Below are 602 nucleotides of genomic sequence, written 5' to 3'. Positions count from 1 at the left end.
AGCTCAGGACGATCCGACTTGGCCAGCTCTTCGCCAACAAAGCTGGATGTACCCGCATCGTGGGCAGCCGCAACAGCTTCAACGGCAGCCGAACCGCCTTCAGCAGCCACCGGGTCGAAACCGGTGGCGCGGACGGTGATGACTTTGACCGAAGCGTTCGATTGAACGGTAGCGATGGCGTTACCGGCGTAGATCGGGCGCTTGAAGGTGTCGGCGCTTTCGACCGAGATGATCTCGGAGATCTGATCAACGTCCAGCTGCGCGGCAACGCGTGGCAGGATGTTTTTGCCGTTGGAAGTGGCGGCAGCCAGGATATGGCTGTAGCCAGCGCCCAGCTCTGCAACCAGCGGGGCGACGTTTTCCGGCAGTTGATGAGCGTAGGCCGCGTTGTCGGCGACCAGTACTTTGCTCACGCCAGCAATTTTTGCAGCGGCTTCAGCCACGGCGCCAACGTTTTGGCCGGCGACCAGGACGTGGATATCACCACCGATTTTGGCGGCAGCGGCGACAGTGTTCAGAGTGGCCGGGGCCACAACCTTGTTGTCGTGTTCTGCGATTACCAAGATAGTCATGGTTAGATTACCTTCGCTTCGTTTTTCAGT

The 602-nt window shown here is 59.3% G+C and carries 1 pseudogene; it reads right to left on the bottom strand.

The window, feature by feature from the left end:
- Positions 1–572 (bottom strand): annotated as a pseudogene (locus AO064_RS04980) (electron transfer flavoprotein subunit alpha/FixB family protein); the annotation flags it as partial.
- Positions 573–602: the final 30 nt, after the last annotated feature.

Origin of the sequence: Pseudomonas marginalis (assembly GCF_001645105.1) — a bacterium.
In the GTDB taxonomy this organism is placed as follows: Bacteria; Pseudomonadota; Gammaproteobacteria; order Pseudomonadales; family Pseudomonadaceae; genus Aquipseudomonas; species Aquipseudomonas petroselini.
This window is presented reverse-complemented; position numbering and strand designations above follow the sequence as displayed.